Source organism: Phyllobacterium sp. GQ127, assembly GCF_059758635.1.
In genome coordinates, this window is record NZ_JCAXDZ010000002.1 from 152,927 (window position 1) to 178,331 (window position 25,405).

General features: G+C 53.7%; 24 protein-coding genes. 14 read left to right on the plus strand and 10 right to left on the minus strand.

Annotation, left to right across the window (positions count from 1 at the left end; genetic code table 11):
* Nucleotides 1-95: 95 nt before the first annotated feature.
* Nucleotides 96-530, minus strand: coding sequence for a pilus assembly protein N-terminal domain-containing protein (locus AC6CHM_RS08980; RefSeq protein ID WP_498172771.1), 435 nt, complete (start codon nt 528-530; stop codon nt 96-98).
* A gap of 223 nt (nt 531-753) precedes the next feature.
* Here AC6CHM_RS08980 and AC6CHM_RS08985 point away from each other — a divergent pair, with 223 nt between their 5' ends.
* From AC6CHM_RS08985 to AC6CHM_RS09025, 9 genes are all read left to right on the plus strand, one after another.
* Complete coding sequence (locus AC6CHM_RS08985; protein WP_115051383.1) at nt 754-954, plus strand: Flp family type IVb pilin; 201 nt, start codon at nt 754-756, stop codon at nt 952-954.
* A 3-nt stretch (nt 955-957) separates the two neighbouring features.
* A complete protein-coding gene (locus AC6CHM_RS08990; protein WP_498172773.1) occupies nt 958-1,482 on the plus strand; it encodes an A24 family peptidase in 525 nt (174 codons plus the stop codon).
* Nucleotides 1,483-1,685: 203 nt separating this feature from the next.
* Complete coding sequence (gene cpaB, locus AC6CHM_RS08995; RefSeq protein WP_115051381.1) at nt 1,686-2,483, plus strand: Flp pilus assembly protein CpaB; 798 nt, start codon at nt 1,686-1,688, stop codon at nt 2,481-2,483.
* Between the two features lies 1 nt (nt 2,484).
* Nucleotides 2,485-4,044: a type II and III secretion system protein family protein gene (locus AC6CHM_RS09000; protein ID WP_498172775.1), complete on the plus strand. Its 1,560-nt coding sequence runs from the start codon at nt 2,485-2,487 to the stop codon at nt 4,042-4,044.
* Between the two features lie 14 nt (nt 4,045-4,058).
* Nucleotides 4,059-4,736, plus strand: a complete 678-nt coding sequence (locus AC6CHM_RS09005; RefSeq protein ID WP_498172776.1) for a CpaD family pilus assembly protein — start codon at nt 4,059-4,061, stop codon at nt 4,734-4,736.
* Between the two features lie 20 nt (nt 4,737-4,756).
* Nucleotides 4,757-6,040, plus strand: a complete 1,284-nt coding sequence (locus AC6CHM_RS09010) for a CpaE/TadZ family protein (RefSeq protein WP_115051379.1) — start codon at nt 4,757-4,759, stop codon at nt 6,038-6,040.
* A gap of 23 nt (nt 6,041-6,063) precedes the next feature.
* Nucleotides 6,064-7,509 (plus strand): TadA family conjugal transfer-associated ATPase, encoded by a 1,446-nt coding sequence (locus tag AC6CHM_RS09015; RefSeq protein WP_307282447.1) that lies wholly within the window; start codon nt 6,064-6,066, stop codon nt 7,507-7,509.
* A gap of 27 nt (nt 7,510-7,536) precedes the next feature.
* Nucleotides 7,537-8,550: a type II secretion system F family protein gene (locus tag AC6CHM_RS09020; RefSeq protein ID WP_115051377.1), complete on the plus strand. Its 1,014-nt coding sequence runs from the start codon at nt 7,537-7,539 to the stop codon at nt 8,548-8,550.
* A gap of 15 nt (nt 8,551-8,565) precedes the next feature.
* Nucleotides 8,566-9,591 (plus strand): type II secretion system F family protein, encoded by a 1,026-nt coding sequence (locus AC6CHM_RS09025; protein WP_336440657.1) that lies wholly within the window; start codon nt 8,566-8,568, stop codon nt 9,589-9,591.
* Between the two features lie 41 nt (nt 9,592-9,632).
* Here AC6CHM_RS09025 and AC6CHM_RS09030 read toward each other — a convergent pair whose 3' ends face one another.
* The gene (locus tag AC6CHM_RS09030) at nt 9,633-10,466 is read right to left on the minus strand and encodes a tetratricopeptide repeat protein (RefSeq protein ID WP_498172781.1); all 834 of its coding nucleotides are present in this window, start codon (nt 10,464-10,466) and stop codon (nt 9,633-9,635) included.
* A gap of 123 nt (nt 10,467-10,589) precedes the next feature.
* Here AC6CHM_RS09030 and AC6CHM_RS09035 point away from each other — a divergent pair, with 123 nt between their 5' ends.
* The 3 genes from AC6CHM_RS09035 (at nt 10,590) to AC6CHM_RS09045 (ending at nt 13,237) form a co-directional block, all read left to right on the plus strand.
* A complete protein-coding gene (locus tag AC6CHM_RS09035; RefSeq protein WP_115051374.1) occupies nt 10,590-11,960 on the plus strand; it encodes a M17 family metallopeptidase in 1,371 nt (456 codons plus the stop codon).
* A gap of 66 nt (nt 11,961-12,026) precedes the next feature.
* On the plus strand, nt 12,027-12,374 hold the full coding sequence (locus AC6CHM_RS09040) for a MarR family transcriptional regulator (protein ID WP_115051373.1): 348 nt from the start codon (nt 12,027-12,029) through the stop codon (nt 12,372-12,374).
* Nucleotides 12,371-13,237: a C40 family peptidase gene (locus AC6CHM_RS09045; protein ID WP_498172783.1), complete on the plus strand. Its 867-nt coding sequence runs from the start codon at nt 12,371-12,373 to the stop codon at nt 13,235-13,237. The genes AC6CHM_RS09040 and AC6CHM_RS09045 overlap by 4 nt, the downstream gene beginning before the upstream one ends.
* A gap of 176 nt (nt 13,238-13,413) precedes the next feature.
* Here the strand turns inward: AC6CHM_RS09045 and AC6CHM_RS09050 are convergent, their stop codons facing one another.
* From AC6CHM_RS09050 to AC6CHM_RS09080, 7 genes are all read right to left on the minus strand, one after another.
* Nucleotides 13,414-14,373 carry a 2-hydroxyacid dehydrogenase gene (locus tag AC6CHM_RS09050; protein ID WP_307282457.1) on the minus strand — a complete coding sequence of 320 codons (960 nt, stop codon included), beginning with the start codon at nt 14,371-14,373 and terminating at the stop codon, nt 13,414-13,416.
* Nucleotides 14,370-16,001 (minus strand): ABC transporter ATP-binding protein, encoded by a 1,632-nt coding sequence (locus AC6CHM_RS09055; RefSeq protein WP_337353553.1) that lies wholly within the window; start codon nt 15,999-16,001, stop codon nt 14,370-14,372. The genes AC6CHM_RS09050 and AC6CHM_RS09055 overlap by 4 nt, the downstream gene beginning before the upstream one ends.
* Nucleotides 15,998-17,134, minus strand: a complete 1,137-nt coding sequence (locus tag AC6CHM_RS09060; RefSeq protein WP_307282462.1) for an ABC transporter permease — start codon at nt 17,132-17,134, stop codon at nt 15,998-16,000. Before AC6CHM_RS09060 ends, AC6CHM_RS09055 begins: the two co-directional genes overlap by 4 nt.
* Nucleotides 17,134-18,237 carry a microcin C ABC transporter permease YejB gene (locus tag AC6CHM_RS09065; protein WP_307282463.1) on the minus strand — a complete coding sequence of 368 codons (1,104 nt, stop codon included), beginning with the start codon at nt 18,235-18,237 and terminating at the stop codon, nt 17,134-17,136. Before AC6CHM_RS09065 ends, AC6CHM_RS09060 begins: the two co-directional genes overlap by 1 nt.
* A gap of 30 nt (nt 18,238-18,267) precedes the next feature.
* Complete coding sequence (locus tag AC6CHM_RS09070; RefSeq protein WP_498173293.1) at nt 18,268-20,136, minus strand: extracellular solute-binding protein; 1,869 nt, start codon at nt 20,134-20,136, stop codon at nt 18,268-18,270.
* Nucleotides 20,133-22,013, minus strand: coding sequence for an extracellular solute-binding protein (locus tag AC6CHM_RS09075; RefSeq protein ID WP_440807245.1), 1,881 nt, complete (start codon nt 22,011-22,013; stop codon nt 20,133-20,135). The genes AC6CHM_RS09070 and AC6CHM_RS09075 overlap by 4 nt, the downstream gene beginning before the upstream one ends.
* 139 nt (nt 22,014-22,152) lie before the next feature.
* Nucleotides 22,153-22,809 carry a c-type cytochrome gene (locus AC6CHM_RS09080; RefSeq protein ID WP_336440653.1) on the minus strand — a complete coding sequence of 219 codons (657 nt, stop codon included), beginning with the start codon at nt 22,807-22,809 and terminating at the stop codon, nt 22,153-22,155.
* 176 nt (nt 22,810-22,985) lie between these two features.
* Between AC6CHM_RS09080 and AC6CHM_RS09085 the strand changes: the two genes are divergently transcribed.
* Both AC6CHM_RS09085 and AC6CHM_RS09090 read left to right on the plus strand, forming a co-directional pair.
* Nucleotides 22,986-23,729 carry a 3-deoxy-manno-octulosonate cytidylyltransferase gene (locus tag AC6CHM_RS09085; RefSeq protein WP_115051364.1) on the plus strand — a complete coding sequence of 248 codons (744 nt, stop codon included), beginning with the start codon at nt 22,986-22,988 and terminating at the stop codon, nt 23,727-23,729.
* Nucleotides 23,729-24,592 (plus strand): prephenate dehydratase, encoded by an 864-nt coding sequence (locus tag AC6CHM_RS09090; RefSeq protein ID WP_307282471.1) that lies wholly within the window; start codon nt 23,729-23,731, stop codon nt 24,590-24,592. The genes AC6CHM_RS09085 and AC6CHM_RS09090 overlap by 1 nt, the downstream gene beginning before the upstream one ends.
* On the opposite strand, the gene AC6CHM_RS09095 is transcribed toward AC6CHM_RS09090, so the two are convergent.
* Nucleotides 24,593-25,402: an alpha/beta fold hydrolase gene (locus AC6CHM_RS09095; RefSeq protein WP_336440652.1), complete on the minus strand. Its 810-nt coding sequence runs from the start codon at nt 25,400-25,402 to the stop codon at nt 24,593-24,595.
* Nucleotides 25,403-25,405: the final 3 nt, after the last annotated feature.

A 25,405-nucleotide genomic window follows, 5' to 3' on the forward strand; every position in this document is an offset into this window, starting at 1 on the left:
ACCCCGTAAATTGCGAGCGGAGGATTCACTATTTCTCAACCTTGAAGTGTGGAGGGTTGAGGGTGTTTCCGATTAAACCAGGTCTCGCGAATGCTTTACTCGCTCGTGCCGATTGTGCGGTCAGACTCTTTTTCAGCGTCGGTCTTTTGCGCTGTTTCGCAATAGGGGGTGCAGGAAAGAGTTTGTACATTGGCGCGGCGATATACGCGCGTCGTATTGACGACGCTACGGCTGACCATGATCTCGTCGTCGACGATGGCCCCGCCCTCGGCGTCAAGAATAACAATATTGGTGATTCCGAAGCCTTTGCCCGTAAGGACGACAGTGCGGGCATCCTTCACAACAGCATCTGCAATCGCGGGGTCGCCGACCACAACCGTGTCAGCCGGGCGAGCAAGCTTGAGGATACGCGCTTGATTCATAACGACGTGAATACCGGTATCGGCCTGTGCGACAGGCAGTGGACCGAGCAAGGCTACGAGCAATGCCATTCCATATATTTGTATTGGCTGGAATTTAGTATAAAACATGGGAAGCCCTTCACCCGAAACTGTCGGCTATAGAATGGATAGTATTCATGAAGGAAGATTTAAATCTGCAATGAAATATTAAGCATAATATCGCGGGTATCAGCGCAGCAATAAACGTTGTTGAGCGGAATTTACTATTTCCTAAGTCTGTTTCTTAAACTGATTGCAATGCCGAAACGATATTTTTGGACCAGACAATATCCAAGAAGATGTGAGGCTGAAGATGAAGCGCGGCGTTAATCGCTTTCCTGCCATACTGGCCAAGCTTTTCAAGGAAGATTCAGGCACAACGGTCATTGAGTATACGCTCATCGCCTCCATCGTCAGCATAGGTATTCTAGCTGGTGCGAATTCCATGGGCAGAGCCGTAAACACGCTTTTCACCGATGTTGCGACGGAAGTCACCGCCTCTACGGGGAAATGAAAGATGATTGAAGCTGCAATCCTTATCATTTTCCCCTTTGCCATGGTTTTTGCTGCCATATCCGACTTGCTCTCCATGACAATTCAGAATCGCGTGTCAATTATACTGCTTGTATCGTTCGTTATCCTTGCGCCTTTAACGGGCATGGGTTGGGATGCCTATGCCATGCATTTCGTTGCCGGAGCCGCGGTGCTGGCGGCAACCTTCGGGCTCTTCGCGACCGGCACCATGGGCGGTGGTGACGCAAAGCTCATGTCCGCAACTGCGATATGGCTCGGATGGAATCTTGAACTCGTCAGCTATCTGTTGACGCTCTCGCTATTGGGCGGGGTTCTTACACTCGCAATCCTGAGTTATCGCAACTCACAGACCATTATTGTATTCGCCGCACGCTTTGCTTTCATGCGACGCCTTGCCCAGAAAGAAGAAGGCGTTCCATACGGTGTTGCATTGGGTCTCGCTGGACTGCTGAGTTTTCCCGCATCGCCGCTTGGCTCCTGGGTCGTGCAGCAACTAGCGAACTCCTGACCTAGAGCAGGTTTTCTCTATCGGCCTTCAAGACTTATGCTTTGATCTTCTTGGCGTAAAAGTAATACCCGCATAATCGCGCGAAAAATTAAGACGTTAAGCGACATTAATCATACTTATAAGCGTTTTATTAACCATAAATACACGAATGGCGGGCATTCTGCGACCTTAGTATCAAGACAAAAGTCTAACGGGGCGCATAAATGCAAAAAGCACGACTGGTCATCCTGATCGTGGCAGTGGCTGCTGCGGGTGCGGCCGGATATCTGGCCATGAACATGAAGCCGCAAGCGACCGTCGTTCAGCCCGCAGAGAAGCCACAGCTGGAACTTCAGGATATCTTGGTCGCCACGGAAAGTCTCGGTGTCGGAGCTGAAATGCAGGACCAGATGCGGTGGCAGGCCTGGCCTGTTTCAGCTCTTGCGGAAGGGTACATCACCCGCTCGGAACGCCCTAGCGCCGAAGAGGAGCTGAAAGGTTCCACCGTTCGTCTTCAGATATTTCCAGGAGAACCAATTCGCGAAGCCAAACTGATCGGCAAAGGTCAAAGCTTCATGTCAGCCCAGCTTCCAGCTGGCATGCGCGCAGTAGCGACGCAAATTGCGGCAGATACTTCGGCAGGCGGGTTCATTCTCCCCAATGATTATGTCGATGTCATCATGATCCGCCAGATGGAAGGCGAGCAGAAGCAATATGTTACGGAAACAATTCTAAGCAACATCCGCGTGCTGGCGATCGACCAGACCATTCAGGAAGATGAATCGGGTGAAAAAACAAAAGTCGGCTCAACGGCGACGCTTGAATTGACGCCGGAGCAGGCGGAAATCCTGACTGTCTCGCAACAGATGGCAACGCGCCTCGCGCTGGTGCTGCGTTCTATTCAGGATGCGCAGGAAGCAACCGGTCCTGGAGCTGGATATCTTGTCAATTCTCCCGGCCGTGCCGGCAATGTCAAACTCATCAAGTCCGGTACAGTCACCGAAATTCTGGGGCGCAAATAACATGGCAAACAAGCCAGGCAGGGTTTTCTCACGCGAGTATAAGAGTTCGATAGCAGCAAAATTTGCAGCAGCGGCCATGGGCTGTTTGCTCGCGTCAATAGCTGTGCATAGCCCAGCAACAGCACAGAGTAATGTCGTTCGACTCAATCAGGGGCATGGCGAGGCCAAACGCATCAATCTTGGCCTCAACAAGTCGCTGGTTGTCGATCTTCCAGCCGATGCCTATGACATTCTGGTTGCCAATCCGGGTGTTGCAGATGCGGTTACCCGCACAGCAAGGCGGATCTATCTGTTTGGCAAGCAGGTCGGCCAAACGAATGTTTTCGTTTTCGGCCCCAATGGCGAGCAGCTCGCCAGCTTCGATCTGGTGATTGAACGCGACGTGGCCGGTCTGGAAGGCAGTCTGAAAAAGTACATTCCGGATTCCGATATCAAGGTCGAGTTGATGAATGACAATGTCATTCTTACGGGAACGGTGCAGACCCCGCTTGATGCCAAACGCGCTTCAGAACTTGCCAATCTTTTGGTTTCAGGTGGTGAAGCCACGACGGGCCAATACGCCCAAACCTCGGTTAGTGCGGGCAATGGCGGTACGAGCGTCGTTGTCGGTGACCAGGACGAAGAGCGCCGGACGAGCAAGATCGTCAATCTCATTCAAATTGCCGGTGAAGATCAGGTGACGCTTAAAGTTACCGTGGCTGAAGTCAGTCGCACCGTCATGAAACAGCTTGGTGTCAATCTGGTTGCCTCGGGCTCAAGCAACGGCATCGAGTATGGCGCCATATCGCAAAACGCCACGGGACTGGGGCAGACCTTGAGCGGCTCAGGTCTGGGTCTATCCGGCTCCATCGGGAACACGTCCATTGGGGCCTACATGAATGCCATGGAACTGGCAGGCGTCATGAAGACGCTGGCCGAGCCTACATTGACCGCCATCTCCGGAGAGAAAGCCACGTTCAAAGTAGGCGGCGAGTACAATGTTCTGTCGGGGCAGGAAGTCGACGATAAGGGACAGATCACCCGCGAGCATGAAAAAATTGAATATGGCATTGCTCTCGAGTTTTTGCCCGTCGTGCTTTCACCCGGGCGTATCAGTCTGAGAGTGCGGACATCCGTTTCAGAACCTACGGTTGAAGGATCGCTCACCGTTGGAACTTCTGTCCGGGAGCCTAACGCCAACCTTATCTCAATCCGCAAGCGGCTTGCCGATACGGCGGTTGAACTTCCCTCTGGCGGTTCCATGATGATCGCCGGATTGATGCGGGATGAGTCACGACAGGCAATCTCCGGCTTTCCCGGATTGGCAAAGGTTCCGATCCTCGGAACTCTTTTTCGCAGCCGTGATTTTGTAAGAAACGAAACCGAACTGGTCGTCATCATCACGCCTTATCTGGTTCGCCCGGTGGCGCGCACTGCGCTGGCGAGACCGGATGACAATCTTAATCTGGCCAGCGATGCGGCCGGGATATTCCTCGGCCAGGTTAACCGCGTCTACGGGTCCAGAGAGGCAAAACTGCCTGATGCCCGTTACGAGGGCAATGTCGGATATATCTACAAATGAACAAGGACAGGATCATGTTCGACACCGCAAAGCGTTCGTATTGCAAGACTGTACTGGCTATCCTCGCCATGGCTTTGCTGGCGGGATGCGCATCAAAGAGCAATACGACCGGCAGCATTCCGGACGATTATCGTACGAACCATCCCATCGTCATTTCCGAACAGGAACAAGTTGCAGACATTCCTGTCGGCCATGCAGATAAGCGCTTGTCCATTACGCAGCGCAGCATCGTGGAGCGGGTCATCAGCAACTACCACGCCAACGGATCCGGCGTTATTCATATTCTGACGCCTGCCGGTTCGCCAAATGAGCGTGCGGCGGCAGCGTTGCGTAACGATATTACCGCTACTTTGAGGCGTGGTGGTGTGAAGCCGTTCAATATTTCCAGCGAAACATACCAAGCCCCGGGAGCTTCTGCGCCCGTGCGTTTGTCCTATTCGGCGATGACTGCCTCGACAAATCAATGTGGCCAGTGGCCCAAAGATATTTTGGATACGGCAGACAATAAACACTACGCGAATTTTGGCTGTGCCAGCCAAAATAACCTTGCTGCGCAGATTGCCAATCCCGCCGACTTGCTCGGACCGCGGGCATCTTCGCCGATTGATGCGGAGCGGCGCGGTACCGTCATTGATGGATACCGTAAAGCGCCAACATGGGTCTACAAGCCCGAAATGGAAGTAACCTATTAATCCCACCGGTGGAAACGACAATGAGTCAATTGGCCTTGGACACAGACCCATATTTGGAAGAGGCAAACCGTGTCGCTCATGTAGGGCGGCTGAATGCCCACAGGCCGATTCCGCGCATTTCGATACAGATATTCTGCGAAACGGAAGCGGTTGCTGAGCAAATGTCTCGCGCGCGTGACGACCGCCGCATGGCGAAAACTCATGCCCAGATTCATATGGGCGGGCTGGAAACTGCCGTTGAACTTTTCCAAACGGTGCCGACGCCAAACCTCATTCTGCTGGAAACAGGCGCGGCGCCCAAGGAAATGCTTGCGGCATTGGCTGCCCTGTCAGAAGTTTGCGACCCGAGCACCAAAGTCATCATTATCGGTCACTACAATGATGTGTGGCTGTATCGCGAACTGATGCGCAACGGCATTTCGGAATATATGGTCGCCCCGATCGATCTATCGGATATTATCGGCGTCATTGGCGGTTTGTACAGCGATCCGGGCCTGAAGCCGCTGGGTAGTTCGATTGCCTTCATCGGTGCAAAAGGCGGCGTCGGCGCTTCGACCATTGCTCATAATGTTGGCTGGGCCATTTCCTCGCTATTTAAAAGCGAAGTCGTGATTGCCGATATGGATTTACCCTATGGCACGGCGAATATAAACTTCGATCAGGATCCGGCTCAGGGTATCGCGGAAGCGGTGTTTTCCCCCGAACGCATCGACGACGTTTACCTTGATCGGTTGCTGGCACAATGTGCCGAAAATCTTTCGCTCCTGGCAGCTCCATCCAGTCTGGAACGCGTGTTCGATTTTCGCGATGACTCATTTGCGCATCTGATCGACATAGCGCAGCGTTCGGTTCCACATGTCATCCTTGATGTTCCGCATACATGGAACGGCTGGACACGCACGACGCTGGCCCGCGCAGATGAGGTGGTTATTGTCGCATCGCCGGAACTTGCCAATCTGCGCAACACGAAAAATCTCATCGACGCTTTAAAGCAATTGCGTCCGAACGATACGCCGCCGCAGCTTGTTCTTAATCAGGTGGGTATTCCAAAACGTCCGGAGATAGCTCCCACTGATTTTTGCAGCCCGCTTGGACTCAAGGCCATCGCGACAATCGCTTTTGACCCCGGCCTGTTCGGTCAGGCTTCCAACAATGGACGCATGCTGGGTGAAACGGAGCCAGCAAATCCAGTGGTCCAGAGCATCAATGAGATCGCCCATATTCTGACAGGACGGCAAAAGGTCAGTCCGCGGAAGAAGGCCGGTTTGGGTTCGGTGTTCTCGAAGTTAAAACGCAAGAAATAGTTGTGAGCAGGTAAAGCGACATCATGTTCGGTAAACGCGGTAATGCCCAGCCAAGTGAGTTCAGAGCTCCAACACCACCCCTCGCGTCAATCAAGCCGGAGGCGGGACGGCTGCCGCGCGATATTTTGGAGCCCAAACGCTCACCGATAGAGGTGCCGAAGATCGCCATGCCGGTGCGCGAGAGAAACGAGGCCTATTACGATACAAAGTCGCAGGTTTTTACCGCTCTTATCGATGCGATTGATCTGGCACAATTATCGAAGCTCGATCCGCAAGTGGCGCGCGAAGAAATCCGCGATATCGTCAATGACATTATTGCAATCAAGAATTTTGCCATGTCGATCTCGGAGCAGGAGGAACTGCTCGACGATATCTGCAACGATGTGCTGGGATACGGTCCGCTGGAGCCATTGCTGGCTCGCGATGAGATTTCCGACATCATGGTCAATGGTGCTCGCAAGACCTATATCGAAATTCTCGGGAAGGTTGAGGAATCTGGTGTCCGGTTCCGTGACAATCAGCAACTTTTGAATATTTGCCAGCGCATTGTCAGCCAGGTGGGGCGGCGTGTCGATGAATCCAGCCCGATATGCGACGCGCGTCTGCCGGATGGTTCGCGCGTCAATGTGATTGCTCCGCCACTGGCCATTGATGGCCCTGTTCTGACAATCCGCAAATTTAAAAAGGACAAGCTGACGCTGGATCAACTCGTGCGGTTTGGAGCTATTTCTCCGGCAGGAGCCGAGCTTCTCCAAATTATCGGACGTGTCCGCTGCAATATCGTGATTTCCGGCGGCACGGGTTCCGGCAAGACCACGCTGTTGAATTGCCTGACCAATTACATCGACAAGGATGAGCGCATCATCACCTGCGAAGATTCAGCTGAATTGCAATTACAGCAGCCGCATGTGGTACGCCTCGAAACACGCCCCGCTAACCTCGAAGGCGAAGGCGAAATTACCATGCGAGACCTCGTTAAAAACTGCCTGCGCATGCGCCCCGAACGGATCATTGTCGGCGAAGTACGCGGGCCTGAAGTTTTCGACCTCTTGTCTGCCATGAATACCGGCCATGACGGCTCCATGGGTACGATCCACTCCAATAGTCCACGCGAGTGTCTGAGCCGTATCGAGTCGATGATCGCCATGGGTGGTTTTGCGTTGCCGCAGCGAACAGTGCGCGAAATCATCGTCGGTTCGGTCGACATCATTATTCAGGCGGCTCGCCTGCGCGACGGTTCACGGCGGATTACCCATGTGACCGAGGTCATAGGCATGGAGGGCGACGTGATCATTACGCAGGATCTTCTGACCTATGAGATTACCGGCGAGGACGCCAATGGCAAGCTTACCGGACATCATGTCTCTACGGGGATCAGCCGGCCGCATATGTGGGAGAGGGCGCGGTATTACAATGAAGACAGGCGGCTCGCCAACGCACTCGACTCCATGGAAAAGGCCAAGCTATGAGCTTAGCCCGTATAGAAGGACAGTCGAATGGCCGGGCTTGATCTGACACAGCTGGCCTTCATCGGTCTGGTGGCATTCACTTTTGCTGCCTTGGCCTATGTCTTCCTCTTTGACTCGATGGCGCGTCAGAAGAAAACCGAGGAACGTCTCAGCACGATCAAATTGGCCAATGCCGAGTCTTTTGGCAAGTTCGCCATACGTGACAAGCAGGCCGAGGCGAACAAGCGTCGCAAGTCAGTTCAAGATACGCTGAAAGATATCGAGCAGCGCCAGAAATTGCGCGACAAGAATATCAAGTCACCTCCGCTGAAAATGCTTATTCAGCAGGCGGGCATGCGCGTGTCTCCATCGCGTTTCTATCTTTATTCAGCGATAGCCGGACTCGTCGTTGCGGTGCTGGGGCTGTTCTTTGGCTCGCCGCTTTATCTGCTGCCCGGGCTTTTCATTGCCGGAACAGTGGGCTTGCCACGCTGGTATGTCTATTTTCGTCGTGGCCGGCGGATCAAGGCATTCTTGCATGAATTTCCGAACGCCATCGACGTTATTGTCCGGGCCATTCGTTCGGGCCTACCCTTGAATGACGGTATCCGGCTTATTGCGCAGGAGGCGCACGAGCCGGTGAAGACCGAATTCCGGCGCATCGTCGACCAGCAGCAGGTGGGGATAAGCATCCCGGATGCCGCTATGCGCATGTCAGAATATATGCCCTGTTCGGAAGCAAGCTTCTTCGGCATCGTCATCCAGATACAATCACAGGCCGGTGGCAATCTTTCAGAAGCGCTGGGCAATCTTTCGCGGGTTTTGCGCGATCGCAAGAAGATGGCGGCCAAGGTACAGGCGCTTTCAATGGAAGCGAAAGCCTCTGCTTATATTATTGGCGCATTGCCCTTTGTTGTCGCCGCGCTGGTCTATCTGACAAGCCCCGATTACATTATGATCCTTTTCACAACTTCCAGCGGGAATTTCGTTCTGGCATGTGCAGGGACGTGGATGTCGATTGGCATCATGATCATGAAAAAGATGATCAACTTCAAATTCTAGTAGCGTGGGTATGCCATGATCAACACCTTCACCAAAGCCATTCACGATCCAGCCTTCATTTTTGCTGTTTTGGTGGCAGTGTCCATTTTCGGGACAATCGTGACGCTGCTCATGCCGGTGTTTTCTGGCTCCACGCTAAAATCGAGAATGAAGTCCGTTGCACTGGAACGGGATCAGATCCGCACGCGCGAACGAGCGCGATTGGCGACAGAAAGCGATAGCAAGCGGAAAAGCTCTTCGAATTCTCTACGCCGGGTTGAGCGGGAAGGCATTCGCCAATTCGTGGAACGACTTGATCTTCAACGTGCCCTGGCGGATGAGAAAACCGCAGGGGCACTGCGGATTGCTGGCTTTCGCGGGCAAAATGCTCTCAACATTTTTCTCGCGGCCCGTTTTGGCTTGCCTTTCCTGACGCTCGGAATTGCTGCATTCTGGATATTCGCGATGGGGGGGCTTGCCCATCAGAACACATTTGTCCGGATGGCCGCATGTTTCGCCGGGGCCTATGTCGGCTTCTATTTGCCCAATCTCTACGTGAAGAATGCCGGAACCAAACGTCAGACAGCGATACAGGCCGCATGGCCGGATGCGCTTGATCTTCTGTTAATCTGCGTCGAATCCGGTATGTCGATTGAGGCGGCATTCAAAAAAGTATCGGAGGAGATTGGCGTCCAATCTGCTGAGCTTGCCGAGGAACTTGTTCTGACCAATGCGGAGCTATCATTTCTGTCTGAGCGTCGTCAGGCCTATGAAAACCTGGCCCTGCGTACCGGGCTGGAAACGGTCAAATCGGTGGTGCAGGCGCTGACACAATCTGAACGCTATGGCACATCGATTGGTGGAGCGCTGCGGGTGCTTTCAGATGAAAGCCGCGAAATGCGATTGATGGCTGCGGAAAAGAAGGCAGCCGCATTGCCGCCGAAGCTTACGGTGCCCATGATCGTGTTTCTTTTGCCGGTATTGTTCTGCGTCATTCTTGGCCCGGCAATCATCCAGATCAACGCGCAAGGCGGCATTTTCGGTCACGCCACAGCGAAATAGCGGTGGAAGCCGCTATATACCGGAGGTCGCAGATCAGACGATCAGCCTTTCGGCGACTTCTTGTCCTTGAGCATGTTCCATGAATTCTGCTGCGAGAGCATGGACCGCAAATACTGAACATTTGTTTTTGCCTGCTGGGCGGAAAGCTCCTGACTGGCAATCTGTTCGGCTTCATCGAAGCGACCCTGCAAGCCGACAACAAGCGCGAGGTTTTGGCGAACACGGCTATCCGAACCCGGTGCACCAACTGCCTTACGCATATAGGTTTCAGCTGTACTCAGCTCGCCCGAGAGAACGTAGGACATCCCCATGTTGGAAAGGATGGAAGCTTCATCGGGCTTGACCTGCAAGGCCTTGCGGTAGAGGTCACGCGCTTCTCCAGTCTTGCCGAGCTGGTCGAGGATTGCGCCTTCAGCCGATAGCAATCTCCAGTCCGGATATTCCGGTGTTTGCGCCCGGCGCAAAGAGTCCAGCGCGGCTTCAAACTGGCCACTGCTCGCCAGTGCCTTGCCATAGGCCGCCAGAACATCGCGATCTTTGGGATAGGCGATGGCAAGACTGCGCATGACAGCCAATGCCTGATCGCTCCGATTTGTCATGCGAAGGACAGTGGCATAATTGATTGCAGTCGCTTTATCTTTCGGATTGCTTTGATAGCGTGTTCCAAGACTAGTCGATGCCTGCATCAATTGTTGCTGGTTCATCTGGTCGAAATTGCCGGCTGGCATTGTGGGTGAACTGCTGGCCGCCGGACTTATGGAACCGGTCGTCGTTTTATCCGTGGTGGAACACCCGGATATGCCGCTCAACAGAGCGATTAACGCTACTGACAAAATGAAACTGCGCTTACGTTGAATAAAAGCTGGACCTGTCATAATTTGCCCCACGCGCAGTTTATCGTCTGCGACTCATTCCCGTATGAAAGAAATAATCTGTTAACCCTAATGGACTCTTAACAACGTCGATCCGGGATGCAGAAGTTTGATCAGGAGAAACCCATGGCCGCCGAAATTACAGCGAGAAAGTCGCGTGACAGCAAACCCATATGGTTTGTACGCAAGGGCGAGTTGGAAACAGCCGGTCTTGAAAGCGCAACACTCAGCTGGGCAAAAGCAAATGGCTTTGAAGGACAGGCTGGACGTGTGTTGACGGTTCCTGGCGTGAACGGCGAAATTGCTGGTGCGCTCTTCGGTTTGGGTAAGGACGAAAATCGACTTGCAGCGGGGAAACTTGCAACGGCTTTGCCGGAAGGGGCCTGGCATATTGCAGGCGCTGTTAACGAACCTGATTTGACAGCTTTGAGCTTCCTTCTTGGAGGATACAAGTTCACCCGCTACACCAAAAAGGACAAGACAAGCATCAACCTGACGCTGCCCGAAGGCGCGGACAAGGCAGATGTAAAGCGCTTGGCCAAGGCAGTCGCCCTCGCGCGCGATCTCATCAATACGCCAACCAATGATATGGGGCCGGTTGCGCTTGAAGCTGCAGTCCGCGATGTTGCCGACGAGCATAAAGCCTCGGTCAATGTCGTAAAGGGCGATGCCCTGTTGAAGAAGAACTTTCCTATGATCCATGCGGTAGGGCGCGCTGGCAGCGAGGAACCCCGGCTGATTGATCTGGAATGGGGAAAAAAGAACGCGCCGAAAGTAACTCTGGTAGGAAAGGGCGTCTGTTTCGATACGGGCGGTCTGGATATCAAACCAGCCAGCAGCATGCTTCTGATGAAAAAGGATATGGGCGGCGCAGCCAATGTACTGGCGCTTGCGCAACTCATCATGGACGCGAAATTGCCGGTGCGCCTGCGGCTGTTAATACCGGCTGTTGAAAATTCGATAGCTGCCAATGCTTTCAGGCCGAGCGACGTGCTGACCAGCCGCAAGGGGTTGACGGTAGAAATTGGCAATACTGATGCAGAGGGCCGGCTGGTTCTGGCCGACGCGCTGGCGCTTGCCGATGAAGAAGAGCCTGAGATTCTCATCGACATGGCGACGTTGACCGGTGCTGCACGTGTGGCGCTTGGACCCGACCTGCCGCCATTTTACTCCAACGATGATGCTTTTGCCTGGGACGTGGCTGCCAGTGCAACCGCTGTTGCCGATCCGGTTTGGCGCATGCCGCTTTGGACACCTTACGAGGCCAAGCTTTCCTCGCGTGTCGCGGACATGAACAATGTCACCACGGATGGGTTTGCCGGCTCGATTACGGCCGCCTTGTTCCTGCAGCGCTTTGTGACCAAGACGAAGACTTGGGCCCATTTCGATATATTTGGCTGGAACCCGGTAGAGAAAGCGCATTCACCCATTGGCGGAGAGGCCCAAGCCATAAGGGCGCTTTACCGTCTTTTGAAAGAACGCTATCCAGCAAGTTGAGCGGCTTGCATCGCAAATGTGACAGAGTAGAATGGAACGGAACCGAAATGATTGCGGAAGCCGTTCATGCTTGAACTCAAGCCCTTGCAGGCACTGACATTGTGGAAGGAAATCGCCCTTTCAGAAGTGCGTGATGACGCCCATGATCTGACCATGCGCCAGCTTGCAATCCTGCTTACGATCTATCTGGAGCCGCCGCCGCACACGATCCGCGCGATGGCTGCAAAGCTGGCCGTAACAAAACCGGTCATCACCCGTGCTCTCGACACAATGGGCGCCTATGGTTTGGTTGATCGTCACCGTGACGAAAAGGACAAGCGCAACGTTCTCGTCAAGAGAACAGTAAAAGGTGCGCTCTATGTTGAAAGGCTCGGTGATCTTGTGATCGCCAAAGCGAGAGGATTGCCACTTTGAAATCACCCGAGAAACTCGACAAGCGGCTGAATGCATATAGGCCTGATCTTGCCGACGAAAGTCTGCGCGGGCTTGTCGAGGCTGAGCGCTTCGTCGAAGGCAAGCCGATGCGCATCGCCGACCCTGTGGTGGATGTCCGTTCCGAGCCGCGCGGCGATGCAGGCATGACAACGCAGTTTCTTTACGGCGATGATGTCCTTGTTTTCGAAGACGATAATGGCTGGTGCTGGGTGCAGAACGAGCGCGATGGTTATGTCGGTTATGTGGTGGATACATCGCTTGATCGCCGCGCCGATGAAGCGACGCATATTGTCATTGCCCCCCGTACATTCGTTTATGTCGGCTCCGATCTGCGTTATCCGCGATCCCGGGCCTTATCGATGGGTTCCCTCGTGACAATCACTGGCGGGCAGGAGCGTCGCGGCACGCTTTACGCCATGCTGCCAAGCGGTGAGGCGGTCATTGCCAAGCATCTCGTGCCTATTGATGAAGTGGCACAGGACCATGTCGCCGTGGCCGAAAGCCTTATGCACACGCCCTATCTTTGGGGAGGCGTTTCCGGCTTTGGCATTGATTGCTCAGGTCTGGTGCAACTGTCTCTGTTGATGACCGGTCAAGGCGTTTTGCGGGACACGGACTTGCAGGAGGGATCTGTCGGCGAATTGATCGAGCCCGATGAACATTACAAGAATCTCAAGCGCGGCGATTTCGTATTCTGGAAAGGCCATGTGGGCATCATGGCCAGCCATTCCACGCTGCTTCACGCAAGCGGCCATACAATGAGCGTAACACTAGAGCCTTTATCGGAGGCGATAGAGCGCATCGCCTATTTGTATGGAAAGCCAACAGCTGTTCGGCGGTAATAGGATTGGCAGTCATGTGGTGCGTGGTTCGCCCTTCGACTAGCTCAGGATAGCTCACCATGAGGGAGGTGGGTTCCTTGCAGGAACATAGCGCGTTAAATTGCGATTGTCGTTGCAACCAGCCCACATTCCTCATAGTGAGCCCCGTCGAACCACGCACCATTGATTATGCAAGCTTAGTATTGCGCAGCCTTATCGACAATGTTCTTTAAAGGCTCACCGCGCTCATAGGATTCGATCTGGGCGACGATTTCAGGCACCAGTGCTTGCGGGCTTGAACTTGCAGCTGCATGCGGTGTGACAATGACCTGCGGATGAGTCCAGAGAGGACTGTCCTTCGGCAATGGTTCCTTGTTGAACACGTCGAGGGTCACGGCAGAGAGCATGCCGCGATCAAGCGCTGCCAGAATATCCGCCTCATTTTGCAGGCCGCCGCGTCCGGCATTGATAAGGACAGGCGCGCCGAGAGGGCCTTCCGGCTTCAGCTGCGCAAATATGTTCATCGACAGGATGTTCTTCGTGTCCGGCGTCAAGGGAAGCAGGCAGACAAGAATATCTACATCCTTGAGAAAATCCTTCAATCCATCCTTGCCATAATGGGTTGTAACCCCTTCGATGGTTTGCAGGCGGCGGCTCCAGCCACTGACGCGGAACCCGAGCGTGCGAAGCTTTTGCGCGGCGTCACGTCCAAGCACACCAAGACCGAGAATGCCCACATTCACTTCATGAGCGGCTGGCTGGCGCCGATCTTCATGCCACACGCGCTGCTTTTGCTGCTCGCGGTAGCGAAGACCAAGACGGTGATGGTCCAACACCTGCCAGACCACATATTCGCTCATGCGCATGGTAAGATCAGGCGAGACAATACGGACGATTGGAACATCAGGGATTTGCGTGTCATGAAACACATGATCGACGCCTGCACCCAATGAGAAAATCACTTCGAGCTTGGGCAGATTCATCAGCGAACCGGGGCGCTGTTTCCAGACAAGTGCATAGCGAACATCATTCTTGTCAGCTTCACTATCAAGCACGAGTTTGCGCTTGGGCGCTGATTTAGCGAATTCCGTCTGCCAAACCTCCGGGTCCCAGCCGGTTACCGCCAGCAGGATCTTATCACTCTCCAAGCTTGTCATTCGCTAACCGCTCCCTGTTCGGCCGTTTCTATCCTGAAGGCCGCGGCCATCAGGGCTTTTGTATAATCTGTCTTCGGACGTGCGAAGATTTCCTCCGATGGTCCATATTCCACCGCCTTGCCATTGCGCATCACGAGAACATCATTGGCAAGCGCCCTGACAACTTTCAAATCATGGCTGATGAAAAGATACGCCAGATTATGCTTCTGCTGCAATGAACGCAAAAGATCGACAACCTGTGCCTGGACGCTCATGTCGAGCGCAGATGTGGGCTCGTCCAGCATGACGAAACGCGGGTTAAGCACCATGGCGCGCGCAATGGCGATGCGCTGGCGCTGACCACCGGAAAATTCGTGCGGATAGCGGAAACGATTTTCCGGATCAAGGTTCACTTCCTTAAGAGCAGTCACGACGCGCGCATCGCGTTCATCGGCAGAAAGTTTCGGCTCATGAACCTTCAAACCTTCTGCGATAATCTCTGCGATGGACATGCGCGGCGATAGCGAGCCGAACGGGTCCTGAAACACGATCTGCATTTCGCGCCGCAAGGGACGCATCTGTTTGAAGGAAAACTGGTTGATATCCTTTTCGCCGAAACGGATGACACCTTCCGAAGAAATCATGCGTGACAGGGCAAGGCCGAGCGTGGTCTTGCCGGAACCGGATTCGCCCACGACGCCCAATGTCTGACCGGCGCGAATGGTCACGTCGATGCCGTCAACGGCCTTCACATGGTCGATTGTGCGGCGGAAAAAGCCCTGCTTGATAGGAAACCAGACCTTCATATTCTCGCCGCGCATGACAGGCTCAGCCGAAAGATCAGCCGAAGGCGGATTGCCTTTCGGTTCGGCTGCAAGCAGATGCTTGGTATAGGCGTGTTGAGGATTGTCGAATATTTCCTTTGTCGGCCCCGTTTCGACAATTTTGCCACCTGTCATGACGCAGACGCGATCCGCGATTTTACGGACAATGCCAAGATCATGGGTGATGAAGAGCATCGACATGCCTTGCGCAGATTTCAGCTCCGCAAGGAGTTTGAGAATTTGGGCCTGCACGGTCACGTCAAGTGCCGTTGTCGGTTCATCGGCGATCAAAAGCTTTGGCTTGTTGGCGAGAGCCATGGCAATCATGACGCGCTGCCTCTGCCCGCCGGAAAGCTGGTGCGGATAGGCGTCCAGACGCTTTTCTGGCTCGCGAATGCCCACTTCTTCAAGCAGTTCAAGAGTGCGTTTGCGCGCAGCCTGATCACGCATGCCCTGATGCAGCTTGAGAACTTCAACGATCTGCTTCTCAATCGTGTGGAGCGGATTGAGCGAGGTCATCGGCTCCTGGAAGATCATCGTAATGTCATTGCCGCGCACACGGCGCAGGTCAGTTTCATCCTTGTCGAGTAAATCCTCGCCATTGAACAGAATCTGGCCTGAAGGATGCGAAGCAGGCGGGTAGGGCAGAAGCTTCAGCACTGAAAGGGCCGAGACGGATTTACCCGAACCGGATTCGCCAACCAGAGCGACCGTCTCACCCTCAGCAATATCGAAAGAAATATGATCAACCGCGAGTGTTTCCCGCCCGTTTTGCGTGAAGGCAACGGAGAGATCGCGGACGGAGAGGAGGGGAGCTTTGGTCATTTGAAAGCCTTGCGTGGATCAAAGGCGTCACGTGTTGCCTCACCGACAAAGATCAGCAGTGACAACATCAACGAAATCACGGCGAAGCCAGTAATGCCCAGCCAGGGAGCCTGCAGATTGTTCTTGCCTTGTGCGAGCAGCTCGCCAAGCGATGCCGAGCCCGGAGGCAGGCCGAAACCGAGAAAATCCAGCGAGGTCAATGTGGTGATTGATCCATTGAGGATGAAGGGCAGGAAGGTCAGTGTCGTCACCATGGCATTGGGCAGAAGGTGACGGAACATGATTGTCCGGTCGGGGACGCCAAGCGCACGCGCTGCGTTCACATATTCGAAATTACGAGCGCGCAAAAATTCGGCACGGACAATGCCAACAAAGCTGACCCAGGAAAATAGCAGCAGGATACCGAGCAAAATCCAGAAGCCGGGAGGCAATATGGATGACATGATAAGCAGGAGGTAGAGCGTGGGTACCGAAGACCAGATTTCGATGAAACGCTGGGCGATAAGATCGACCCAGCCACCGAAATAGCCTTGCAGTGCGCCCGCAGTAACACCAATGACCGCGGAGCAGGCGGTCAGGATAAGGCCGAACAGCACAGAAATGCGAAAGCCATAAAGTGCCCGGGCAAAGACATCGCGGGCCTGATCGTCCGTCCCGAGAATATTCATATTGCCGAAAGTGCAATTGGGATCATTGACGCCGAGCGCATAGCGATTGCAACGCTCTTCAGGCGTATAGAGCCAGAAGGGTTTTGAAGGCGCGGTTTCCGGCAGTTCATTATTGACTGTCCTGTAGGAGTAGCGCACCGGCGGCCAGATGGCCCAGCCATTGGCATTGATCTCATCCTGAATGACCGGATCGCGGTAATCCGTAACCGCATAAAAGCCGTTGAACTTTTCTTCTGGGTAATCGACCAGAACCGGAAAGAGAATCTCGCCTTTGTAGGAGACGATGATCGGCTTGTCATTGGCAACAAGTTCCGCACAGAGCGAGACAGCAAACAGGAAAAGGAAAATCCAAAGCGCCCACCAGCCGCGCCGGTTTGCCTTGAAGTTTTGCCAGCGTCGCGCATTGAGCGGCGAAAGGCGCGGTCGCTTCACGGAGGCGGGAGCGGTTCCCACGATATCGGTCATCACACGTCCCTCCGCTCAAAGTCGATGCGCGGATCAATCCAAGTGTAAAGCAGGTCAGATAACAGGGTCATGAGAATGCCGATAAGGGCAAAAATATACACGGTGGCTATAACCACGGGATAATCGCGGTTGAGGATCGACTCATAGCCAAGAAGGCCAAGGCCATCGAGAGAGAAGATGGCCTCGATAAGCAGCTGACCGGTGAAGAAAATCGAGATGAAAGCGCTTGGAAAACCGGAGATCACAATCAGCATGGCATTGCGGAAAACATGGCCATAAAGAATTTTTCGTTCCGAGAGGCCCTTCGCCCGTGCCGTCGTGACATATTGTTTGCGAATCTCATCAAGAAATGAATTCTTGGTCAGCAGGGTGGTCGTGGCAAAGGCCGACAGGAGTATCGCTGTCAAAGGCAGAACAAGGTGCCAGGCGTAATCCACGATCTTCTCAAACCCGGATAGCTGGCTAAAATTATTTGAGGTCAAGCCGCGCAGCGGAAACCAATCAAAGAACGAGCCGCCTGCAAAAAACACGATGAGCATGATACCGAACAGGAAGCCGGGAATCGCATAGCCAATGATGATAATTCCGCTGGTCCAGATATCGAAGGATGATCCGTCTTTGATGGCCTTGCGAATGCCCAAGGGTATTGAAATCATGTAGGACAGCAGGGTCGTCCACAAACCAAGCGATATGGAGACCGGCAGTTTTTCCTTTATCAGCTCGATCACACTTATATCGCGGAAATAGCTTCGCCCGAAATCGAAGCGGATATAATTCCAGACCAGAAGGCCGAAGCGCTCCAATGGCGGCTTATCAAGACCAAATTGTTTCTCAAGGCTGGCGATAAAGGCCGGGTCGAGGCCCTGTGCGCCGCGATATTTGGAGTTGCCCAATCCCGTCCCAAGCTGATCCTGAGCCTGGCCAATATCGCCGCCGCCACCGCTGATGCGGTCCATGGCATTGCCGCCCTGTCCGGTCAGTTGGCTGATAATACGCTCAACCGGCCCACCGGGTACGAATTGCACGATGACGAAGCAGACAAGCAAAATGCCGAACAATGTCGGTATCATCAGCAGAAGGCGTCGCAGAACATAGGCTCCCATCAGGGGCGCCCTCTCATCGCTTTCAGTCCATCAAACTTTGCCAATTGCCTTCGCCTTTGCTTCGTCGAACCACCACAGCGTTTCAACCGGGAAACCATAATCGGGTTTGGGCTCCTTGAAGCCGAACATGTCCCAATAGGCGATCGGATGATTCGCTGAGTACCAGTTTGGAATCCAATCACGCCTGATACGCAAGAGCCGATCTAAAACCCGCAATAGCGAAACCAGCTCGTCACGCGTTTTTGCATCGCTCACTTTAGCGATAAGCGCATCGACAACCGGATCGGCTGTGCCGGGAAAATTATACGAACCCGGGATATCCCTGCCCTTGGAGCCGAATATCTCCTCCAGTGATTCTCGTGTTGGCGTAGGGGAGAGTTGCACCGCCAAACCGATCATGTCGAAATCAAAATTCTGAATGCGGCTTTGATATTGCGCGGGATCGGCCAAGCGCAGATAGGCGTTGATGCCCAAGGCCTTCAGATTGTTTACGAAAGGTGAGTAACTGCGGGTGAAGACTTCAGCATAAATCAAGAGTTCAAGATTGAGCGGTCGGCCTTGCGCATCCACCAACTTGTCACCATCCCGTTTGAATCCCGCCTGATTTAAAAGGTCGGATGCCCGCTTCAAGTTTTTGCGGTCACGCCCGCTGCCATCAGAAGGTGTTTGCAACAATGCATCGCCGAATATGGCCTCGGGCAGCCTGTCACGAAAAGGCTCCAGAATGGCGAGTTCTTCCGCAGAGGGCTTTCCGCTTGCCCGGAAATCCGATTGCTCAAACACTGAATGGGAGCGCTCATATGCACCATAGAAAAGATTTTTCTGGGTCCACTCAAAATCAAAGCACAGTGCAATAGCTTCGCGTACCTGGGGGGCGCGGAAATGCTCGCGGCGCTGATTAATGGCCCAAGCCTGCAATTGCGGGCGCTTTTCCGTTGTAAACTTGCGTTTAATGACACGTTTCTGTTGTACCGCAGGGAAATTGTACTCTGTCGCCCATGTTTTTGCGGTTGCCTCATATCGCCAGAAAATATCGCCTTTTTTGAAAGCCTCGAATTCCGGTTGGCGCTCCCGGTAGAAATCAATTTTAATGCGATCAAAGTGGTTTTGACCGCGTTGTACATTCAGGTCCTTGGCCCAATAATCCGCCACGCGTTCATACTCTATGGTTTGGCCAGGAGCGACACGACCAACACGATATGCCCCCGAGCCAAGCGGCGGTTCCATTGTTGATGCCGCAAAGTCCCGGGTGGCGTACCATTTTTGGGAAAAAATAGGTATTGAGGCAATATCGAGTATCGCACGGTCAGAATGCTTGCCTGAAAAAATCAGCTGCACGGTATGCGCGTCCAGTGCAGCAATTTTGCTCAACTCCGTCAGAACCAGACGGAGTTGGGGATGCCCTTTGTCCTTGAGGGTTTCAAAGCTGAAAACAACATCTTCCGCAGTGATTGGCGAGCCGTCATGGAAGCGGGCTTCCTGCCGCAGTTTGAAGGTGAAGCTATTGCGATCGGCGGAAACGGTAACTGTTTCTGCCACCAGACCATAAATCGAGTCCGGTTCGTCCAGTGCAGATGCCATCAGCGTATCGAAACAGAGTTCCATACGGGGCGGAGCATCTCCCTTGTTCGAGAACGTATTGAGCGTATTGAAGGTTTGGGGCGACTGATTAAAAACCCACGTATTGGGCGAAAAAGCGAAGGTTCCGCCCTTGGGCGCATCGGGACTGGCATAGTCAAAATGCGTAAAATCCTTCGGGTATTTCAACTCGCCAAACGCAGAGAGGCCATGAAGCGGAACGTCCGTCTGCACATCTGCCAAGGCCAATTTTGGAGCCATGGCAGTGAGCATTGCAGCGCCCGAAAGCTTCATAAGTTCGCGGCGGTTAAATCCCGTCATTGGGCGCGCGCTTTCAAAGCCTGTTCCTTTGCGGTGTCGATCCACCATGAAAAGGGATCCATGCCAATATAGTCGGGCTGTTTTTCCGGCATTCCGAATTTGTTCCAGTATGCCACCCTGCTTCGGTCGTCATACCATTGCGGTACGACGTAGTAATTCCACAGGAGTACACGATCCAGCGCATGGGTTGCGGCAATAAGCTCTTCGCGATCCTTAGCAAGGATTACCTTGTCAATGAGTTTGTCGATGGCGGGGTTTTTAATGCCCATATAATTGCGCCCCCCCTTTACGTCCGCATTGGCTGAACCCCAGTAATCGCGTTGTTCATTGCCGGGAGAAAGCGTTTGTCCAATACCCATAATTGCCAAAACATCATAATCAAAATCATTCACTCTTGCCGCATATTGCGCGGCATCGACAGCTCTTATTTGTGCATCGATTCCCAGTTTGCGTAAACTGGCCATGAACGGCCCGATTGTTCGCTCATCACGAGGATCATCACCAAGAAACTCAATGGTCATTGGCTGGCCGGCTTGATTGACCAGCTTGCCATTCTTCTGTTCATACCCAGCCTCACGCAACAATCCCACTGCCTTGCGCAAATTCTCACGCAACGCTTGCGGTGTATCAGAAACCGGATTCTTGAATTCCTGAGTGAATACTTCTTCGGGGACTTCGCCTTTGACAGTTTGGAGGATTTCCAGCTCCTTGCCTTGAGGAAGTCCGCTCGAAGCGAGTTCTGTACCTGAGAAATAGCTGTTGATGCGCTTGTATTCGCCAAAGAACATATTCTTGCTCATGGTCTCAAAGTCGAAAGCCAGGTTTAGCGCCTGCCGAACTCGTATATCCTTGAACTTGTCGCGCCGTGTATTGAGCAGGAAACCCTGCATCCGGCCCGAAGATCGGGTCGGAAAGATCGTTTTAATGACATCTCCCCGGACAATTGCCGGAAAGTCATATTCACGTGTCCAGCGTCCAATGCTGGGTTCGCCACGAAAATCCTGAAAGCCACCCTTCTTGAAAGCTTCCCAGCTGGCATTGGCATCCCGAAAATATTCATACCGGATACGCTCAAAATTGTTGCGTCCAAGAACGGTCGGAGCATTCTTTGCCCAGTAATCAGCGACACGAACCCAGATGATTGTCTTACCGAAATCGACGCTTTCAATTTTATAGGGGCCAGAGCCCAACGGGATTTCCGATGTAGGCTTTGTTATATCGCGCTTATTGCCGTTTTTATCGGTTCCTTCCCACCAATGCTTTGGAAGTACCGGAAACTCACCGATGATACTTGGAAGTTCACGATTGCCCTTAACGCCAAAGGTGAATGTCACTTCACGTTCCCCTGTTTTCTCGGCCTTGGTCACGTCGTGATAATATTTGTTATATAGCGGGCTTTGCTCTTTCAGCACATTGAATGACCATATTACATCGTCGACCGTAATCGGCTGACCATCGTGCCATTTTGCTGTCGGGGTTAATCGGAACTTGGCCCATGAAAAGTCTTCAGGATAAGAGACCGCTTCGGCGAGCAAACCATAGCTCGTGGCGGGTTCGTCAAGGGCACGGTCGAGCAACGTATCGTAGAGATGCCCTCCCATAATTGTACCGCCGGGAAGGCCCGCAGCAGAGGTTCCTTGCACGATGAATGGGTTCAGACTGTCAAAGGAACCTTGAGCTATGAGATTGAGAGTTCCACCTTTGGGTGCATCCGGATTGACGAAGTCATAATGCTTGAAACCGGCCTTATATTTGGGCTCGCCCAAGGCACTCGTAGCATGACGCCATTCCGGTTCCGCCGCATGTGCAATCTGAAGGGTGCCAAGGGTTGTGGCAGCGAGCAGCGCAAGGCTGATAACGAAGCGGCGAAATCTCAAAACAGGTCTCCACAGTTCTATCTGACAGGCAGTCTAAGAGAAAATGCGGCAGAGAACAGGCCTTCGCTTAAAAAACACGGGGAGTTGATACAAAAAAGCCGGGCATTGAGCCCGGCTTTTAGATCGATATGAGTAGGTTTTAGTGTGCTGGCGCTGGCTGAGCAGGCGCTGCGGGTGTTTCGCCCGCTGGTGCCGGAGCGGCAGGTGCAGCGCCTTCAGCAGGCTTTTCACCGGCTGGAGCAGCATCAGCTGCAGGGAATGGCTTCGGGCTATCTGAAAGCGTCTGCAGATAGGCGATCAAATCGGCACGCTCCGGATCTTTCTTGTCACCCGCAAAGCCCATGGCGGTGCCTTTGATATAGCCCTTTGGCGAGGTCAGGAAGTGATTGAGGTGATCATAGGTCCACTTCTCCTGGCCACCCTTGGAGAATTCCTTCATGGCGCCGGAATAGCTGAAACCTTCATGGGTCGCGATCGGGCGCTCAACAATGTCCCAAAGATTCGGGCCGACCTTGTTAGCGCCGCCCTTTTCTGCGGTGTGGCAAGCAGCGCAACGCTTGAACACAGCTTCACCGCGCTTCGCATCAGCTGAAGCGAGCAGGGTTGCCACCGGCACCGCTGCGGCAGGAGCCTCTGCGCCTGCGGTTGCTTCGCCGCCCTCAGGTGCTTCAATAATAAAGCCTGGCTTTTCGGGAGCGTGCGAATTGAACAGGGAGTCGGACATGATGGCCGCGGACATGACAACGAACACTGTTGCCAGAAACGCCATGGCGTACTTATTAAATGCGGATCCCATCGTCGCTCATTACTCCTCTTGCGGAGGGCTTCAATATCTGATCAATGCAAACCGCTGCATTTGTGGCAGAAACCCCTCGTGATTGCGCGGAAACTAGGGGTTTTATCTCCCACTTGCAACACATATAAGGGCGGTTCTGCCTGAGACTTTTTGACACCGTAGGGGTGTGAGGAATGATGAGAATATTGAACCTGATACCGGCAAGAATGGCTTCGACACGGCTTCCCAACAAGCCTTTGGCCGATATTGCAGGCAAGCCGATGATTGTTCACGTTGCTGAGCGCGCCATAGCTGCGGGCCTTGGCCGCACCGTTGTGGCCACTGATACGGCTGAGGTAAAGTTGGCAGTCGAAGCTTACGGGCTGGAAGCTGTCATGACCCGAAGCGATCACGAATCCGGCTCCGACCGCATCTATGAAGCGCTGCAAGCACTCGACCCTGATGGGAATATTGATGCGGTTGTTAATGTGCAGGGTGACCTGCCAACCATCGAACCGGATGTTATAAAGCGCGCTCTATTGCCATTGCTCAATGGTCCTGCCGATATTGGTACGCTGGCGGTCGAGATTCGCCACGAAGCGGAAAAGACCAATCCCAATGTGGTCAAGATCATCGGCTCGCCTTTGAGTGAAACCCAGTTGCGCGCACTCTATTTCACGCGTGCGACAGCCCCTTGGGGCGAGGGGCCGCTTTACCACCATATCGGGCTTTATGCCTATCGCCGGGCCGCTCTTGAGCGTTTTGTCAGGCTTGGCCCTTCGCCGCTGGAGCGGCGTGAGCGGCTGGAGCAACTGCGCGCGCTTGAGGCTGGGATGCGCATTGATGTCGAGATTGTCGATTCTGTGCCGCTGGGTGTGGACACCCAGGAAGATCTGGATCGCGCCCGCGAATTATTGAATATGAAACAAGGCCAAGGATAATGACCAAGACCAACCGCATCTCTTTTCAGGGTGAACCCGGAGCAAATTCCGATACGGCTTGCCGCAACATGTTTCCAACGATGGAACCTATGCCTTGCCCGACCTTTGAAGATGCGTTCAATGCGGTTGAAAGCGGTGCAGCCGATCTGGCAATGATTCCAATTGAAAATACCATTGCCGGACGTGTTGCCGATATCCACCATCTGTTACCGGAATCGCGACTACACATTGTTGGCGAATATTTTCTGCCGATCCATTTTCAGCTGATGGTTCTACCGGGCACGAAGCGCAGCGAGATCACCTCTGTCCACAGCCATATCCATGCACTTGGCCAATGCCGCAAATATATTCGCAAGAATGGCTGGAAGCCGGTGATCGCTGGCGACACCGCCGGTGCAGCGCGGCTGGTCGCGGAAGTCAAGGACAGGACGATGGCTGCTTTGGCGCCGCGTCTGGCATCAAGCCTCTATGGTTTGGATATTCTCGAAGAGGATGTCGAGGACACTGAAAACAATGTCACGCGCTTCGTCGTGCTGACAAAAACCAAAAAATGGGCACCGCGTACCTCCGATGCGCTGATGATGACCACTTTTGTATTCCGCGTCCGCAACGTTCCGGCTGCACTTTATAAAGCGATGGGCGGTTTTGCCACGAACATGGTGAATATGACCAAGCTGGAAAGCTACCAGATCGACGGTAAATTCACGGCGACGCAGTTTTACGCGGACATTGAAGGCCATCCGGACGATAAGAATGTCGCCCAGGCGCTGGAGGAGCTGGAATTCTTCTCGAAGGAAGTGCGTGTATTGGGTGTCTACCCAGCTGACACGACATTCCGAAGCTCGCAAATAAGCGAAGACTAATTATTGAGCTGAGATTCGGTCGAGAAATTGCTGGACTGCTTGATTGAATTGGTCAGGCCGTTGCAGCGGCGCGAAGTGACTGACGCCCTGTAGCAGGAGAAACTCTGCGCCCGGGATGGTGCGCGCGAGATATTCGGCATGTTCCTGCTTGATAAATTCATCATGCTCGCTTTGAACGACAGTGACCGGCACCGTAATCTTCGCCAGCTCGGCGGCACCATAATTAGGTTCCGTTTTCATCATTCTGCCGACGGCTGCCAGAAAGTCCTCGAACTGATCAGGCGTTGCCGATAACTCGGCATAATCCTTGACATGGCGGCTGAAGCAACGATCGAGCGCTAGGCTTGGCTGGACTTCCTTGGTGCCGCTCGGGTCCATGTTGCAGCCAAAGAAAAAGACACCGGTGACGCGATGCGATGCCTTTATGCCGAGCACCATTGATGTGCAGGCGCCGTCGCTCCAGCCAAGTAGAGCGGCCTTGGCAATGCTCAATCGATCCATGACCGCAAGCACATCGGATGCCATCAGCTCATAGCTATAGGGTTTACTGTCACGCGTGCTGCGGCCATGTCCACGGCTGTCGATGAGAAGCGCGCGGTGTCCGGCATCGACAAGAGCTGGAACCTGATAGCCCCAATTGCCGCCATGGCCCAATCCGCCATGAAGCAGGATTACCGGCGCTCCGGCACCATAGGCAGAATAGTGGATGCTGGCTCCATCGTTCTCAACGAAACCCTCGTCGGTCGCGTCCGGTAATGGCAGCGCACCATTGGCTTCAAAGTTTTTCAGCTCATCATCGCGAAAGTCCACAGG